Annotated in this window: 14 protein-coding genes and 1 pseudogene; 7 read left to right on the top strand and 8 right to left on the bottom strand. The window is 73.1% G+C overall.

Annotated features, from left to right (window positions below; all coding sequences use genetic code 11):
• Positions 1-289: 289 nt before the first annotated feature.
• Positions 290-1,498, top strand: coding sequence for a phosphoserine phosphatase SerB (serB, locus tag QQY24_RS24125; RefSeq protein WP_301974806.1), 1,209 nt, complete (start codon positions 290-292; stop codon positions 1,496-1,498).
• A gap of 122 nt (positions 1,499-1,620) precedes the next feature.
• Here the strand turns inward: serB and QQY24_RS24120 are convergent, their stop codons facing one another.
• The 4 genes from QQY24_RS24120 to QQY24_RS24105 all read right to left on the bottom strand — a co-directional run bounded on the left by QQY24_RS24120 (position 1,621) and on the right by QQY24_RS24105 (position 4,148).
• Positions 1,621-2,139 carry a histidine phosphatase family protein gene (locus tag QQY24_RS24120; protein ID WP_301974804.1) on the bottom strand — a complete coding sequence of 173 codons (519 nt, stop codon included), beginning with the start codon at positions 2,137-2,139 and terminating at the stop codon, positions 1,621-1,623.
• A gap of 76 nt (positions 2,140-2,215) precedes the next feature.
• Positions 2,216-2,422 (bottom strand): hypothetical protein, encoded by a 207-nt coding sequence (locus tag QQY24_RS24115; protein WP_301974803.1) that lies wholly within the window; start codon positions 2,420-2,422, stop codon positions 2,216-2,218.
• A gap of 229 nt (positions 2,423-2,651) precedes the next feature.
• Positions 2,652-2,768: an SGM_5486 family transporter-associated protein gene (locus tag QQY24_RS24110; RefSeq protein WP_301974802.1), complete on the bottom strand. Its 117-nt coding sequence runs from the start codon at positions 2,766-2,768 to the stop codon at positions 2,652-2,654.
• A gap of 51 nt (positions 2,769-2,819) precedes the next feature.
• Complete coding sequence (locus QQY24_RS24105) at positions 2,820-4,148, bottom strand: CynX/NimT family MFS transporter (RefSeq protein ID WP_301974801.1); 1,329 nt, start codon at positions 4,146-4,148, stop codon at positions 2,820-2,822.
• Between the two features lie 70 nt (positions 4,149-4,218).
• Between QQY24_RS24105 and QQY24_RS24100 the strand changes: the two genes are divergently transcribed.
• Positions 4,219-4,911, top strand: coding sequence for a FadR/GntR family transcriptional regulator (locus QQY24_RS24100; RefSeq protein ID WP_301974800.1), 693 nt, complete (start codon positions 4,219-4,221; stop codon positions 4,909-4,911).
• Here the strand turns inward: QQY24_RS24100 and QQY24_RS24095 are convergent.
• The 3 genes from QQY24_RS24095 to fabG form a co-directional block, all read right to left on the bottom strand.
• A complete protein-coding gene (locus tag QQY24_RS24095; protein WP_301974798.1) occupies positions 4,889-5,239 on the bottom strand; it encodes a hypothetical protein in 351 nt (116 codons plus the stop codon). The genes QQY24_RS24100 and QQY24_RS24095 overlap by 23 nt on opposite strands.
• Positions 5,240-5,417: 178 nt before the next feature.
• Positions 5,418-6,185, bottom strand: coding sequence for an enoyl-ACP reductase FabI (gene fabI / locus QQY24_RS24090; protein WP_301974797.1), 768 nt, complete (start codon positions 6,183-6,185; stop codon positions 5,418-5,420).
• A 5-nt stretch (positions 6,186-6,190) separates the two neighbouring features.
• Positions 6,191-6,895 (bottom strand): 3-oxoacyl-[acyl-carrier-protein] reductase, encoded by a 705-nt coding sequence (gene fabG / locus QQY24_RS24085; protein ID WP_301974796.1) that lies wholly within the window; start codon positions 6,893-6,895, stop codon positions 6,191-6,193.
• A gap of 248 nt (positions 6,896-7,143) precedes the next feature.
• Here fabG and QQY24_RS24080 point away from each other — a divergent pair, with 248 nt between their 5' ends.
• From QQY24_RS24080 to tyrS, 3 genes are read left to right on the top strand one after another with little or no spacing between them, the layout of a single operon-like run.
• Positions 7,144-8,667 carry a TldD/PmbA family protein gene (locus QQY24_RS24080; protein WP_301974795.1) on the top strand — a complete coding sequence of 508 codons (1,524 nt, stop codon included), beginning with the start codon at positions 7,144-7,146 and terminating at the stop codon, positions 8,665-8,667.
• Positions 8,664-10,067: a metallopeptidase TldD-related protein gene (locus tag QQY24_RS24075; RefSeq protein WP_301974794.1), complete on the top strand. Its 1,404-nt coding sequence runs from the start codon at positions 8,664-8,666 to the stop codon at positions 10,065-10,067. The genes QQY24_RS24080 and QQY24_RS24075 overlap by 4 nt, the downstream gene beginning before the upstream one ends.
• A 56-nt stretch (positions 10,068-10,123) precedes the next feature.
• Positions 10,124-11,392: a tyrosine--tRNA ligase gene (gene tyrS, locus QQY24_RS24070; RefSeq protein ID WP_301974793.1), complete on the top strand. Its 1,269-nt coding sequence runs from the start codon at positions 10,124-10,126 to the stop codon at positions 11,390-11,392.
• A gap of 83 nt (positions 11,393-11,475) precedes the next feature.
• On the opposite strand, the gene QQY24_RS24065 is transcribed toward tyrS, so the two are convergent.
• Positions 11,476-11,757 carry a GlsB/YeaQ/YmgE family stress response membrane protein gene (locus QQY24_RS24065; RefSeq protein ID WP_301974792.1) on the bottom strand — a complete coding sequence of 94 codons (282 nt, stop codon included), beginning with the start codon at positions 11,755-11,757 and terminating at the stop codon, positions 11,476-11,478.
• A 241-nt stretch (positions 11,758-11,998) separates the two neighbouring features.
• Between QQY24_RS24065 and QQY24_RS24060 the strand changes: the two are divergent.
• Positions 11,999-12,298: pseudogene (locus QQY24_RS24060) on the top strand (DUF3099 domain-containing protein); the annotation flags it as partial.
• Positions 12,299-12,627: 329 nt separating this feature from the next.
• Positions 12,628-12,843 carry a hypothetical protein gene (locus tag QQY24_RS24055; protein WP_301974791.1) on the top strand — a complete coding sequence of 72 codons (216 nt, stop codon included), beginning with the start codon at positions 12,628-12,630 and terminating at the stop codon, positions 12,841-12,843.
• Positions 12,844-12,898 lie beyond the last annotated feature (55 nt).

Genomic DNA, 12,898 nt, shown 5'->3' with positions numbered 1-12,898 from the left:
CGGGCGGGGGGCGGCGTGCGGACCGGCGGGCGCCGGGGTCCGCGGCGCCGTCGAGATCGCGCCACCGGGGCGAACCCGGCTCCGGACTCGCTGCGGTCGTGGTCCCTCCCCCGGTTTCACCGGCGGCGGTGAGGGGTCGCGGAGGGAAGGCCGCCGGGGCCGGACCGGGCGGACCGGGCCGTCACCGGCGGGCCGGATCCGCGGCACCCGCCGGACACCCGTTGTTCCGTGTCCGCCAGGCGGACCACAGGGGCGGAGGGCACCGGGTGCCGGATACGGTGGTGCCACCATGAGCGCTTCGCAGACCCCCGAGGTCCCCACTCTCCTCGTCAAGATCTTCGGCAAGGACAGGCCGGGCATCACGGCCGGTCTCTTCGACACCCTCGCCGCCTACCAGGTCGACGTGGTCGACATCGAGCAGGTCGTCACCCGGGGCCGTCTGGTCCTGTGCGCGCTGGTCACACAGCCGTCGGCGGGTGTCGAGGGTGGTCTGCGGGCCACCGTGCACAGCTGGGCCGAGTCGATGAAGATGCAGGCGGAGATCATCTCGGGCCACGGCGACAACCGCCCCCGCGGTCTCGGGCGCTCCCTGGTGACCGTCCTCGGCCATCCGCTCACCGCCGAGTCCACGGCCGCCGTCGCCGCCCGGATCGCCAAGGCCGGCGGCAACATCGACCGCATCTTCCGCCTGGCGAAGTATCCGGTGACCGCGGTGGAGTTCGCCGTCTCCGGGGTGGAGACCGAGCCGCTGCGCACGGCGCTCGCCTCCGCGTCGGCGGCACTGGGTGTCGACATCGCCGTCGTCTCGGCCGGGCTGCACCGGCGGGCCCAGCGGTTGGTGGTCATGGACGTGGACTCCACCCTCATCCAGGACGAGGTCATCGAGCTGTTCGCCGCGCACGCCGGCTGCGAGGACCAGGTCGCCGAGGTGACGGCGGCGGCGATGCGCGGGGAGCTGGACTTCGAGCAGTCGCTGCACGCACGCGTCGCCCTGCTGGAGGGGCTGGACGCCTCGGTGGTGGAGAAGGTGCGCAGCGAGGTCCGGCTGACGCCGGGCGCACGTACGCTGATCCGCACGCTGAAACGGCTCGGCTACCAGGTCGGGGTCGTCTCCGGCGGCTTCACGCAGGTCACGGACGACCTCAAGAACCGGCTCGGGCTGGACTTCGCGCAGGCCAACACCCTGGAGATCGCCGGCGGCAAGCTGACCGGCCGGGTCGTCGGGGAGATAGTGGACCGGGCGGGCAAGGCGCGGCTGCTGCGCCGGTTCGCCGCGGAGGCCGGGGTGCCGCTGGCGCAGACCGTGGCGATCGGTGACGGTGCCAACGACCTGGACATGCTGAACGCGGCCGGTCTGGGCGTCGCCTTCAACGCCAAACCGGTGGTGCGCGAGGCGGCGCACACCGCCGTGAACTTCCCCTTCCTCGACACCGTCCTGTACCTGCTGGGCATCACCCGTGAGGAGGTCGAGGCGGCCGACACGCACGACGGGGGTTGAGCCGCAGCCGGAACCGCGGCCGGCGGGAGCGGGCCCCGGCGCCGGCGGACCGGCTGTCGGCGGCGAGGCGGGGGCGGTGCCACCGTGGTGCGGCCCAGCCGGTGGGTGCCCCGTTACCGCCGTTACTCGGAGGGCGCCCAGTAGTCCGCCAGGGTGGTCGTGCCCGGCTCCAGCCCCTTCCAGGCGCCGTCGAAGGAGAGCAGGGCGAAGGCGGCGGTGGGGAAGCCCCGGCGGTTCATCCGGGTGCGGGCGTCCCCCTCGGCGGCGCCGGCCAGGATGTCGGCCAGGCCGTGCACGCCCGGGTTGTGGCCGATCAGGATCACGCTGCGCACGTCGTCCGGGATCTCGTTGAGCAGGGCGATCAGCTCGCCGGGCGAGGCCTCGTAGACCCGCTCCTCGTAGACGGTCCTGGGCCGGTGCGCCAGTTCGTGGACGGCGAGCTTCCAGGTCTCACGCGTCCGCACCGCCGTGGAGCACAGGGCCAGGTCGAGGGCGAGCCCCGTGTCGGCGAGCCTGCGTCCGGCGACCGCGGCGTCCTTGCGGCCCCGCTCGGCCAGCGGACGCTCGTGGTCGGACACCTGGGGCCAGTCGGCTTTCGCATGCCGGAAGAGGACGATCCTGCGGGGTTCTGCGACGCTCATGCGTCCCAGCTTCGCATGAAACAAGCCGTGCGGCGCAGGGAGTTGACGTGGGGATTCGCCGCGCACGGGCTTCCCGTCAGCGGGTGAGGAACCGCTGCAGGCGCTCCATGAGGTGGGTCACCGCCGGGTCGCCGCCCGCCGCGTGGGCGTCCGACGGGTTCACCACCAGTGCCAGCAGCGCGACGAAGGCCAGCGCCGGCAGGGCGAGCGCCCACCAGCGCAGCCGGGCGTCGACGCCGCCCGTGGTCGCCGGGTGGGCCGGGGTGCGGGTGCGGGCCGGCATGGTCGCCTCCGTGGTCCTCGAGTGCTCGGTGACCGTCTGCCGCGGTCACCTTCGAATTCGAAGTTACGGAGTCGCGGGCCGCCGTCCCATCCGGAGACCCACCCACTCGACCCTGACCCCGGCCCCCTAGGGGATGGGGGGTCCGCCCCACCACCGGCGGGGCCGCACACGGCCGGGTCGCCCCCACCGGTCGCCCACCGCCGGTCCGGGACCAGCCGGTCCGGCCGGGTCAGGGCGAGGCGATGGTCGCGATGACGGCGATGATCAGGAAGATGGCGAGGAACGAGCCGAAGACGAGCAGCATCTTCTTCTGGCCGTTGCGCGGGTTCGGGTCGAGCACTGGCATGCGGTCAGTGTCGCACCTCTCGGCCGCGGCCCCGGCGCCGGGGCCGCCCGGTCAGCGCCCCGTCGCCTCGTCCTCCACCGTGCGGTCGCGGCCCGCCAGGAAGCCCACCGCCATCTGGGGCAGCATGAGGGCGGCCATGAGGGCGATCGGCAGCCCCCAGCCGCCGCTCTCCTGGTAGAGCACGCCGACCAGCAGCGGGCCGGGGATGGAAATCAGGTAGCCGGTGCTCTGCGCGAACGCCGACAGCTGGGCGACGCCCGGGCCGGTCCGGGCCCGCATGCCGACCATCGTCAGCGCCAGCGGGAAGGCGCAGTTGGAGACGCCCAGCAGCAGCGCCCAGGCCCAGGCGCCGCCGGCCGGGGCGACGTACAGGCCGGCGTATCCGGCGAGGCCGCACAGGCCCAGGGCCAGCACGATCGGCCCCTGGTGGGGCAGCCGGGTGGCGAGCCGGGGGATGACGAAGGCCAGCGGCACGCCCATGACCATGGTGACGGCGAGGAGCAGGCCCGCCGTGCCCGCGGCGACCCCGGCGTCACGGAAGATCTGCGCCATCCAGCCCATGGTGATGTAGGCGGCGGTGGCCTGGAGGCCGAAGAAGACGGCCAGCGCCCAGGCGGTGCGGCTCCGGGTGATCCGCAGCGGTGCCCGGCCGTCCTCGCCCGACGCGGGCGCCGGCCGCTCCGGGGCGGGGGCCGTGCCCCGCTCCCGTGCCAGCGGCAGCCAGGGCAGGACGGCGACGGCGGCGAGGCCCGCCCAGACGACGAGCCCGGAGCGCCAGTCGCCGCCCAGGGCGTCGGTCACGGGCACGGTCACCGCGGCGGCCAGGGAGGTGCCGAGCGCCAGGGCCATCGAGTACAGGCCGGTCATGGAGCCGACCCGGTCCGGGAACCAGCGCTTGACGATGACGGGCATGAGCACGTTGCTGACGGCGATGCCCATCAGGGCGAGCGCGCTGGCGGCCAGGAAGCCCGCCGTGCCCCCGGCGTACGGCCGTACCAGCAGGCCGGCGGTGATGGCGGCCATCCCGGCGCACACCACCGCGCCGGGCCCGAAGCGGCGGGCCAGGCGGGGCGCGGCGACGCCGAAGACGGCGAAGCACAGCGGGGGCACGGAGGTGAGCAGCCCGGCCGCGCCGCCGCCCATGCCGAGTCCGTCGCGGACCTCCTCCAGGAGCGCGCCGGCGCTCGTGATGGCCGGGCGGAGGTTCAGCGCCGCCAGCACGATGCCGACGACGACCAGCCGGGCCGCCCACGCGGGTGCCGCCGGACGGCCGTTCGCGCCGGGTGCGTGCGCCGCGGCGGGCGCACCCCGGTCGTGGGGGGGCGCCGGAGCGCGGGTGCCCGTCGTACGTGTTTCCTCACCAGCCATGCCGCCCATCATAGAATCATAGGATGATTGACTGTCCAGTCCCGGGGTCTTTCGGCCCGGGCCCCTCGTGCGAAGGTGGGCCATGCCTCTGAGCCACCCGCGCCGTTCGGCGCTCTCCGAACAGGTCATCGCGGAGCTGCGGAACCAGATCGCCTCGGGCGAGTGGCCGGTCGGCGCGCGGATCCCGACCGAGCCGGAACTGGTGGAGCAGCTCGGGGTCGCGCGCAACACGGTCCGCGAGGCCGTGCGGGCGCTGGCGCACAACGGTCTGCTGGACATCCGCCAGGGTTCGGGCACGTACGTCGTGGCGACGAGCGAGCTGGCCGGCGTGATGCACCGCCGGTTCGCCGGCGCCGACCCCCGGCACATCGCCGAGCTGCGCTCCACGCTGGAGTCGGCGGCGGCGAAGCTCGCCGCCGAGCGGCGCACCGAGAAGGACCTCAAGCAGTTGGACACGCTCCTGGCCCGGCGCGAGGAGGCCTGGGAGAGCGGTGAGGCGGAGACCTTCGTGGCGGCCGACGCCACCTTCCACCTGGCCGTGGTGGCCGCCTCCCACAACGACGTGATGACGGCGATGTACGCCGACCTGGGCGAGGTGCTGCGGGACTGGCTGCGCGCGGACGTCGGCGCGGAGCTGGCGCCGGAGTCGCACATGGACCACACCCGGCTGGTGGACGCGATCCGCGACGGGCAGGCGCAGGCGGCGGCCGCGGAGGCCGCGAGCTATCCGTTCCTGTGCCGTCCGGGCCGGTTCAGCGCACCCTCTGGTGGCTGATCCACACCGGGCCGACCTCCTTCCAGCACCGGCCGGTCAGCCGGACGGTCATGGCGGCCCCGACGTCGGCCGGGGCACTGTCGGTGTCGATGTCCCACCAGCGGGCGCACTCGACGTGCAGGCGCACCCGGTCGGTGTCGACGTAGGGGTTGTGGCAGTGGGCCACCACCTCGGAGCCGTGCACGGTGGTCCGGCAGGCGGCGCCGAACAGCCGCGGCGCGGGCGGCCCGCCGTCGGACACGCGGGGGCGGGGCACCGCACCGGAGGGCAGGGTCAGGACGAGGATCAGGGCCACGGTCACCGGGGCCAGGCTGCGGGACAGGCGCACAAGGGAACCTCCTCGGCCGGGCTGCGGAGGGACGCGTGGGGTGAACGCGTAATCCAATGTGCGCCGTTGGGGGCGGGGTCCGCCCGGCCGGTGAGCCGAACGGGTGACGTTCCCACGCGCCGAGGCCCGCACCCCCCGAAGGGTGCGGGCCTCGGTCGCGGGTCGTGACCCGGCGCGGTCAGGCGCCGATGGCGTGCAGACCGCCGTCCACGTGGACGATCTCGCCGGTGGTCTTCGGGAACCAGTCGCTCAGCAGGGCGACGACGCCGCGGCCGGCCGGCTCCGGGTCCTTCAGGTCCCACTCCAGCGGGGCGCGGGTGTCCCACACGGACGCCAGCTCGGCGAAGCCCGGGATGGACTTGGCGGCCATGGAGCCGATCGGGCCCGCGGAGATCAGGTTGCAGCGGATGTTCTGCTTGCCCAGGTCGCGCGCCATGTAGCGGCTGGTCGCCTCCAGGGCGGCCTTGGCCGGGCCCATCCAGTCGTACTGCGGCCAGGCGTACTGGGCGTCGAAGGTGAGGCCGACGACCGAGCCGCCGTCCTGCATGAGCGGCAGGCAGGCCATGGTCAGCGACTTCAGGGAGAACGCCGAGACGTGCATCGCGGTGGCGACCGACTCGAACGGCGTGCTGAGGAAGTTGCCGCCGAGGGCGTCCTGCGGGGCGAAGCCGATGGAGTGGACCACGCCGTCGAGGCCGCCCAGCTCCTGGCCGACGACGTCGGCCAGGCGGCCGAGGTGCTCGTCGTTGGTGACGTCCAGCTCGATGACCCTGGCCGGCTTGGGCAGCTTCTTGGCGATGCGCTCGGTGAGCGTGGGCCGCGGGAACGCGGTCAGGATGATCTCGGCGCCCTGCTCCTGGGCGAGCTTGGCGACGTGGAAGGCGATGGAGGACTCCATCAGCACACCCGTGATCAGGATGCGCTTGCCCTCGAGGATTCCGCTCATGGTGATCAGTGACCCATTCCCAGTCCGCCGTCAACGGGGATGACGGCTCCAGTGATGTACGAGGCGTCGTCCGAGGCGAGGAACCGCACCGCCGCGGCGATCTCGTCCGGCTGCGCGTAACGGCCGAGCGGGACCTGCGCCACGATGTTCGCGCGCTGCTCCTCGCTGAGCACCTTGGTCATGTCGGTGTCGACGAAGCCGGGCGCGACGACGTTGAAGGTGATGTTGCGCGAGCCCAGCTCACGGGCGAGGGAGCGCGCGAAGCCGACCAGGGCGGCCTTGGAGGCGGCGTAGTTCGCCTGTCCCGCCGAGCCGAGCAGGCCGACGACGGAGGAGATCAGGATGACGCGGCCCTTCTTGGCGCGCAGCATGCCGCGGTTGGCGCGCTTGACGACCCGGAAGGTGCCGGTGAGGTTGGTGTCGATGACCGAGGTGAAGTCGTCCTCGGACATGCGCATCAGGAGCTGGTCCTTGGTGACCCCGGCGTTGGCGACCAGGATCTCGACCGGTCCGTGCTGGTCCTCGACCTCCTTGTAGGCCTGCTCCACCTGTTCGGCGTCGGTGATGTCGCACTTGACGGCCAGGAAGCCGGCCGGTGGCTCACCCGAGCGGTACGTGATCGCGACCTTGTCGCCGGCGTCGGCGAAAGCGCGGGCGATGGCGAGGCCGATGCCCCGGTTGCCTCCGGTGACGAGAACCGAGCGGCTCAACGGATCACCCTTTCGATAGCGGTCTGCAGCGGTCCGACAACCCGCCCGGACACCTGGATGGCAGGCGGCTTCACCGGAAACCTATCGGTAGCGCTCCTTCCGTGGGCAAGCGGGCACCGACAGTGGCGCGCGGAAGTCACTGTCGGGTCCCTACAGAAAGGCACGGCACCGCGGCCGAAGGTGTGGTCCGGCGGTCGGCTCCCGCGACATGATCGGACGCGACAGGCCACGACAGCAGGGAGACCTCCGTGCCTCATTCCATCGACGAAGCCTTCACGGCTCTGCCGCTCAAGGCCCTGGCGGACGCCGCGCTCGCCCGTGCGCGGGCGCTCGGGGCCGAGCACGCGGACTTCCGGTTCGAGCGGGTGCGCAGCGCGTCCTGGCGGTTGCGGGACGCCCGGCCCGCGGGGACGTCGGACACCACCGACCTCGGGTACGCGGTCCGGGTCGTGCACGGCGGCACGTGGGGCTTCGCGTCCGGGGTGGACCTGACCCTGGACGCGGCCGCCAAGGTCGCCTCGCAGGCGGTGGCGATGGCACAGCTCTCCGCGCGGGTGATCCGGGCCGCCGGGTCGGACGAGCGGGTGGAGCTGGCCGACGAGCCGGTGCACGCCGACCGGACGTGGATCTCGTCGTACGAGATCGACCCGTTCACGGTGCCCGACGAGGAGAAGGCCGCGCTGCTGGCCGACTGGAGCGCGCGGCTGCTGGCGGCGGACGGTGTCGACCACGTCGACGCCTCGCTGCTCACCGTGCACGAGAACAAGTTCTACGCCGACACGGCCGGGACCGTGACGACCCAGCAGCGGGTGCGGCTGCACCCGCAGCTGACGGCCGTGTCGGTGGACGAGTCCAGCGGCGAGTTCGACTCCATGCGGACCCTCGCCCCGCCCGTGGGGCGCGGCTGGGAGTACCTGACCGGCACCGGCTGGGACTGGGACGGCGAGCTGGAGCGGATTCCGGAGCTGCTCGCCGAGAAGATGCGGGCGCCGAGCGTGGAGCCCGGCCCGTACGACCTGGTGGTCGACCCCTCCAACCTGTGGCTGACCATCCACGAGTCCATCGGCCACGCCACCGAGCTGGACCGCGCGCTCGGCTACGAGGCCGCCTACGCCGGCACCTCCTTCGCCACCTTCGACCAGCTGGGCAGGCTCAGGTACGGCTCCGAGGCGATGAACGTCACCGGTGACCGCACCGCCGAGCACGGCCTGGCGACCGTCGGGTACGACGACGAGGGCGTCGAGGCGCAGTCCTGGGACCTGGTGAGGGACGGCACGCTGGTGGGCTACCAGCTGGACCGCCGGATCGCCCGGCTGACCGGGTTCGAGCGGTCCAACGGGTGTGCGTTCGCCGACTCCCCCGGGCACGTGCCGGTGCAGCGCATGGCCAACGTGTCGCTGCGGCCGGACCCGGCCGGGCTGTCCACCGAGGACCTGATCGGGGGGGTCGACCGGGGCATCTACGTCGTGGGCGACCGGTCCTGGTCGATCGACATGCAGCGGTACAACTTCCAGTTCACCGGGCAGCGCTTCTTCCGGATCGAGAACGGCCGGATCACCGGGCAGCTCAAGGACGTCGCCTACCAGGCCACGACCACCGACTTCTGGGGCTCGATGGCCGCCGTGGGCGGTCCGCAGACCTACGTCCTGGGCGGTGCCTTCAACTGCGGCAAGGCCCAGCCGGGCCAGGTCGCCGCCGTCTCCCACGGCTGCCCGTCCGCCCTGTTCCGGGGCATCAACATCCTCAACACCACGCAGGAGGCCGGTCGATGAGCGCGCGCAGCAGCAGGGCGCACAAGCCGCACGAGGTCGTCGAGCAGGCCCTCGCGCTGTCCCGGGCCGACGGGTGCGTCGTCATCGCCGACGAGTACTCCACCGCGAACCTGCGCTGGGCGGGCAACGCGCTGACCACCAACGGCGTGACCCGGGGCCGTTCGCTCACGGTGATCGCGACCGTGGACGGCCGGGAGGGCACGGCCTCGGGTGTCGTGTCGCGGTCGGCGGTGACGGCGCAGGAGCTGGAGCCGCTGGTGCGGGCCGCCGAGGCCGCCGCGCGGGGGGCCGGGCCGGCCGAGGACGCGCAGCCGCTCGTCGGCGGCGTGCCCGGGTCGCCGGACTTCACCGACGCGCCCGCCGAGACCTCCTCCGCCGTGTTCGCGGACTTCGCCCCGGCCCTCGGCGAGGCCTTCGCCCGCGCGCGTGCGGGCGGCCGTGAGCTGTACGGCTTCGCCAACCACGAGATGGTGTCGACGTACCTGGGCACGTCCACCGGACTGCGGCTGCGGCACGACCAGCCCACCGGCACCCTGGAGCTGAACGCCAAGTCCCCGGACCGGGTCCGCTCGGCCTGGGCCGGCCGGTCCACGCGGGACTTCAAGGACGTCGACCCGGGTGCGCTGGACGCCGAGCTGGCCGTGCGCCTGGGCTGGGCGGAGCGGCGGGTGGAGCTGCCCGCGGGCCGGTACGAGACGCTGCTGCCGCCGACCGCGGTCGCGGACCTGCTGATCTACCAGCTCTGGTCGGCCTCGGGCCGGGACGCGGCCGAGGGGCGCACGGTGTTCTCCAGGCCGGGCGGCGGCACCCGGGTCGGCGAGAGGCTGACCGAGCTGCCGCTGACCCTGCGCAGCGACCCGGACGAGCCGGGCCTGGAGTGCCCGCCGTTCGTGATCGCCCACTCCTCCGGCGGGGACCAGTCGGTGTTCGACAACGGGCTGCCCACGCACGCCACCGAGTGGATCGCCGGGGGTGAGCTGAAGCACCTGACGACCACCCGGCACAGCGCGGCCCTGACCGGGCTGCCGGTGGCCCCCGCGCTCGGCAACCTGATCCTGGACGGCGGCGACGGCCGCTCGCCGGAGGAGATGGTGGCCGCCACCGGGCGGGGCCTGCTGCTGACCTGCCTGTGGTACATCCGCGAGGTCGACCCGGCCACGCTGCTGCTCACGGGTCTGACCAGGGACGGGGTCTACCTCGTGGAGAACGGTGAGGTCACCGGGCAGGTGAACAACTTCCGGTTCAACGAGTCGCCCGTGGACCTGCTGCGGCGGGCCACGGAGGCGGGGCGGACCGAGAAGACGCTGCCGCGGGAGTGGAGCGACTGGTTCACCCGGGCCTCGATGCCCGCGCTGCGGATCCCGGATTTCAACATGAGCTCCGTCAGCCAGGGCGTATAACCTCGTAGTCGGCTGTCACCCGACCGCCCGAGGATCATCGAGGAGACACGAGAACCGTGACGGACATCGTCGACGAGCTGAAGTGGCGCGGGCTGTTCGCCCTGTCCACCGACGAGGACGCATTGCGCAAGGCGCTCGCGGACGGTCCCGTCACGTTCTACTGCGGTTTCGACCCGACGGCGCCGTCCCTGCACGTGGGGCACCTGGTGCAGGTGCTCACCGTGCGCCGGCTCCAGCAGGCCGGGCACCGGCCGCTGGCGCTGGTGGGCGGCGCGACCGGCCTGATCGGCGATCCGCGTCCGACCGCCGAGCGGACGCTGAACGACCCGGAGACGGTGGCCGGCTGGGTCGGCAGGCTGCGCGCCCAGATCGAGCCGTTCCTGTCCTTCGAGGGTGAGAACGCGGCGGTCATGGTGAACAACCTGGACTGGACCGCGGGCCTCTCCGCGATCGAGTTCCTGCGGGACATCGGCAAGCACTTCCGCGTCAACAAGATGCTGACGAAGGACTCCGTGGCCCGCCGCCTGGAGTCCGACCAGGGCATCAGCTACACCGAGTTCAGCTACCAGCTCCTGCAGGGCATGGACTTCCTGGAGCTGTACCGGCGCTACGGCTGCACGCTCCAGCAGGGCGGCAGCGACCAGTGGGGCAACCTCACGGCGGGGCTCGACCTGATCCACCGGCTGGAGCCGGACGCCGAGGTGCACGCCCTGGCCACCCCGCTGATGACCAAGGCGGACGGCACCAAGTTCGGCAAGACCGAGGGCGGCGCCGTCTGGCTCGACCCGGAGATGACGACGCCGTACGCGTTCTACCAGTTCTGGCTGAACGTGGACGACCGGGACGTCTCCCCGTACCTGCGCATCCTGTCCTTCAGGTCCCGCGAGGAACTGGAGGAGCTGGAGCGGCAGACCCGGGAGCGTCCGCAGGCCCGGGCCGCGCAGCGGGCGCTCGCCGAGGAACTGACGACGCTGGTGCACGGCGCCGGCCAGACGGCCGCCGTGATCGCCGCGTCCAGGGCCCTGTTCGGTCAGGGCGAGCTGGCGGAGCTGGACGACCGGACGCTGGCGGCGGCCCTGTCGGAGGTGCCGCACGTCCGCGTCGCGGAGCTGAGCCCGGTGGTCGACCTGTTCGCCGAGGTCGGCCTGGTGACCAGCAAGTCCGCCGCGCGGCGCACGGTCAAGGAGGGCGGGGCCTACGTGAACAACGCGAAGGTCACCTCCGAGGACGCCGTCCCGGCCAGGGAGGACCTGCTGCACGGCCGTTGGCTGGTGCTGCGCCGGGGCAAGAGGAACCTGGCGGCGGTCGAGGTCGCAACCGCCTGAGGCGCGGGGCCGGGGCCGCCCGGTTCCGCCCGGGGCGGCTTCCGGTGCGGAGGCCGTCCCGCGCGCCCCGTCCGTGCCCGCTCTCAGACCCGCTGCCGTCTCCGCTTTCCCAGGGTCGCCGTGTAGAGCATGTCGACGACGGCGACGATGACGATCGCGGCGACGAGCTGGAAGATGTGCCGGCTCCAGTCGATGCCCCGGGTCGCCCCGACGCCGACGGCACGGGCGATCGCGTTGCCCACGAGGGCGCCCAGGATGCCGCAGATCGTAGTCAGCCACAGGGGGCTGTGCTGCTTGCCCGGGATGACCGCCTTCGCGATGAGGCCCAGCACGAATCCCACGATGATCGCCCACAACCAGCCCATGGCTGCCTCCTGTACGGCTCGACGCGAGCATCACGGCCAGTGTCGGTCCCTGCGCCGAACGGCGCACGTCGGCTTCCCCCGTGCGCGGGACGCCCCGGCGGGCGCGCGGGGGTGGGGGCGCCCCGGTCTCGTACGCGGGGCGGGCGCGGCGTACCGTGGAGGGGATTGCGGGCGGGTTCCTCGCCGGGCGGACGAAGGTGCGGGCCGGGGACGGGCCGATGCGGGCGGATGGTGGAATGCGATGCGGAAGCAGCACGGCGGCAGCGGCGCCCAGGTGTTCCGGATCACCGGCGCCCGTACCGGGCTCGCCGAGGACGTGCGCGGCCGGCAGCGGCGGTACGTGATCTCGATGTCGGTCCGCACCGTCTCGGTGATCCTCGCGGCCTCGCTGTGGAACGTCGAGCGGTACGTCGCGATCGTGGCGCTGGTGCTCGGCGCGGTCCTCCCCTACATCGCCGTGGTGATCGCGAACGCGGGCCGGGAACGGCCGCCCTCCCTCCCGTCGACCTTCGTCACCGCGCCCCTGCGGCCGATGATCGCGGAACCGCGCGCGCAGGACGCGGGGGACGGCGTCCAGGACGGGCCGCCGGATCCGGCGGCCGGAGTGCGGGGGAGCGGCCGGAGCGACCCGAGCGGCCCTGAGCCCGGCGGCCGGGGAAACGGCGGGCCGCGCTCCGTTTCAAGCTCAGGAAAACCTCAGATCAATCACGCGGTTCCAGTGCCGGGCCACGGGTTGCCCGTGACATACTTCGTACGCGCTCCGCATCCCCCGTCGGAGCGACGGACCGACGCCGGGCAGCTCCCCCCGTGGCTGCCCGGCGTCGCCCTGTGTGCGGGGACTTCTGCGAGACGGAAGCCAGTGACGGACCTGTGAGTGACGCGCCCATCTGTTCAGCCAAGGGCTGCCGGGCCGGTGCCGTGTGGGTGCTGGCGTGGAACAACCCGAAGATCCACACGCCCGAGCGGCGCAAGACGTGGCTCGCCTGTGAGGAGCACCGCGAGCACCTCTCGCAGTTCCTGGGCGTGCGGGGGTTCCTGAAGGACGTCGTGCGGTTCGAGGACTGGCAGGAGCCCGGGGTCTCCTAGAGCCTGCCGTCTGGACCAGGCCGCAGGGCGCCGACGGTCGTCCGTCAGCGCCGCA

The sequence above is a fragment of the Streptomyces sp. TG1A-8 genome, assembly GCF_030499535.1.
Classification (GTDB): Bacteria; Actinomycetota; Actinomycetes; order Streptomycetales; family Streptomycetaceae; genus Streptomyces.
This window is presented reverse-complemented; position numbering and strand designations above follow the sequence as displayed.